At 34.9% G+C, this 2285-nt stretch carries 3 protein-coding genes and 1 pseudogene; all 4 read left to right on the forward strand.

Annotated features, from left to right (window positions below):
* Positions 1 to 113 precede the first annotated feature (113 nt).
* Positions 114 to 494 (forward strand): annotated as a pseudogene (locus HYG93_RS19060) (transposase); the annotation flags it as partial.
* A gap of 72 nt (positions 495 to 566) precedes the next feature.
* A complete protein-coding gene (locus HYG93_RS19065) occupies positions 567 to 1172 on the forward strand; it encodes a LysE family translocator (protein ID WP_000447788.1) in 606 nt (201 codons plus the stop codon).
* A 229-nt stretch (positions 1173 to 1401) separates the two neighbouring features.
* A complete protein-coding gene (locus HYG93_RS19070; RefSeq protein WP_000438825.1) occupies positions 1402 to 1689 on the forward strand; it encodes a BrnT family toxin in 288 nt (95 codons plus the stop codon).
* Entirely contained in the window at positions 1676 to 1990 is a 315-nt protein-coding gene (locus HYG93_RS19075) for a BrnA antitoxin family protein (RefSeq protein ID WP_004728120.1), read from the forward strand. Before HYG93_RS19070 ends, HYG93_RS19075 begins: the two co-directional genes overlap by 14 nt.
* The last annotated feature ends 295 nt before the right edge of the window (positions 1991 to 2285 follow it).

A 2285-nucleotide genomic window follows, 5' to 3' on the forward strand; every position in this document is an offset into this window, starting at 1 on the left:
TGACACCAAATGAGTTTTACTATGATCAGCTACCCCAACAAAACAAGGTGGCTTAACTAGAGCGGAATATCACTTATAAATACGCTTTTAGTTGTTCAAACAAGTGGGACCACCTCTCTCCTCAGTTTAATGCCAATGCTATTCAGGATTATGCATTACGCTGGGAAATTGAAACCTTATTCAGTTGTCTCAAAGGACGCGGGTTTAATCTTGAAAATACGCGCTTGACAGACCCTAGACGAGTGAAAAAATTGATTGCGGTGTTAGCTATAAGCTTCTGTTGGTGTTACTTAACGGGTGAATGGCAACATAATCAAAAAAAAGCGATAAAAATAAAGAAGCATGGACGACTCTCAATGAGTTTATTTCGCTATGGTTTAGACTATGTTCAAATGGCGATTCAGCGTTTAATTGGTTTTGGGAAAAAAGAAGAGTTTAAGGAAATTTTGGCAATTTTAAGAAAGCAGAATCCTGATAGGATAAGGGTTCTGTGAAATTTGTCGTGTACAGAGCTTGAAGATATTTATCAAACTAGCCAAATAGTTTATTAATTTTTGGATTTTATTTTGGAAACGATTTTAGCTTTTTGTGCCTTTTCTTTTGTTGCATCAATTACTCCTGGACCAACCAATTTCCTTATTCTTAGTACAAGTCATCAATTTAGTATTAAAAAAACATTAGGCTTAATCTTCGGTGGAAGTATTGGTGCTGCATCATTAGTCTTAATTACAGGACTTGGAATTGGTACAACACTCAATGAATACCCCAAGATTCAATTAATATTAAGTTTCACTGGCGGCATTTGGTTAAGCTATATTGGATGGAAAATTTTTAATTATAGACCTGATCTAGAATCTAAAATCCAAAATCAAAATAAGAAAAATGGTTTTTTTACAGGCTTCTTTTTACAGTTTATCAACCCTAAAAGCTGGTTGATGGCTATTGCTGTTATTACTGTTTATACAGCACAACTAGCTAACTACTATCAGTCACTCATTCTATTTTCATTCATCTTTATGCTGATTTCTCTACCTTGTTTATTTATTTGGGCTTATTTAGGAAAAATCACAAAAAAAATACTTTCTACAGCTCATCATATGGTGCTCTTTAATCGAGTATTAGGTACTGTTTTACTTATTTCAGTATGGTATCCAATATTGCATGCTATTTAACATAATGGGCGTTATACGAAAAGCACAAATTGAAAAATATAAAAATCAAAAACTTATGATATAAATTATTTGCTCGATGATGTTCAAAAGCCGACTTGGAAACAAGTCGGCTTTTTTATGAGCAGTTTTGATAGTTCTTGCCAATAAATTTGACTAAAAATTACGCTTCTCAACTTGAGTTATACAATTTTGTGATACATTATTGTATATACAAATTTGAATGTTTTTTATGGAACAGTATTTTGAATGGGATGAGGCTAAGAATCGAAAGAATCAGAAAAAGCATGATATCTCTTTCGAAACTGCAAGCCTTGTTTTTGAAGATCCATTACGGATCTCAATCCAAGACAGACATACCGATGGTGAAGAACGTTGGCAAACCATTGGACGAGTTAAAGGCGTACTAATGTTATTGGTGGCTCACACCATTTTTGATGAAGATGACTGTGAAATCATACGAATCATTAGTGCAAGGCAAGTGACTAAAGCGGAGCGAAACAAATATGAGCATGGTTAGATACTCACGCAAAGAGCTGAATGAGAAATTTGGTGAGAAGCAAGATGCTGAAATTCAACGCTTGCTTGCTAAAGGCACGGTTCCTGATGATCAGCTAGATCTATCAGATATTCCTGAAATTACCGATTGGAGCAGTGCTGTACGCCAAAATCAATTTTACCGCCCAGTGAAGCAACAAACTTCAATTCGGTTAGATGCTGATGTACTTGCTTGGTTCAAAGCACAAGGCAAAGGTTATCAAACACGAATGAATGAAATTTTACGGGATGCTATGCTGAAAGAATTAAAAAATCATCAATAAAAATGGGAGCTTAAGCTCCCATTTTTGACTTCGCATAACGCCCATTATGTTAATTTTAGTTTTCCTTAATACGACAAAAATATCTACTTCATTTCACGAGAATTTCTTTTGCTAAAAGTTCTTCTTTCGTTACACCGAAATATCTTATTTCTAATTTAGGCCTGCCTAACATCTTTGTAAGCATCCGGCTAACACAGCCTTACCAAGCGATCCTATAAGCCTTAATTTAGTTCCCACCTAAAAACAAGTGGGGACTTAATCCATGAACATGGATATATATTCAGCAACACCTCCT

Source organism: Acinetobacter sp. SwsAc6 (genome assembly GCF_013391565.1).
Lineage (GTDB): Bacteria > Pseudomonadota > Gammaproteobacteria > Pseudomonadales > Moraxellaceae > Acinetobacter > Acinetobacter cumulans.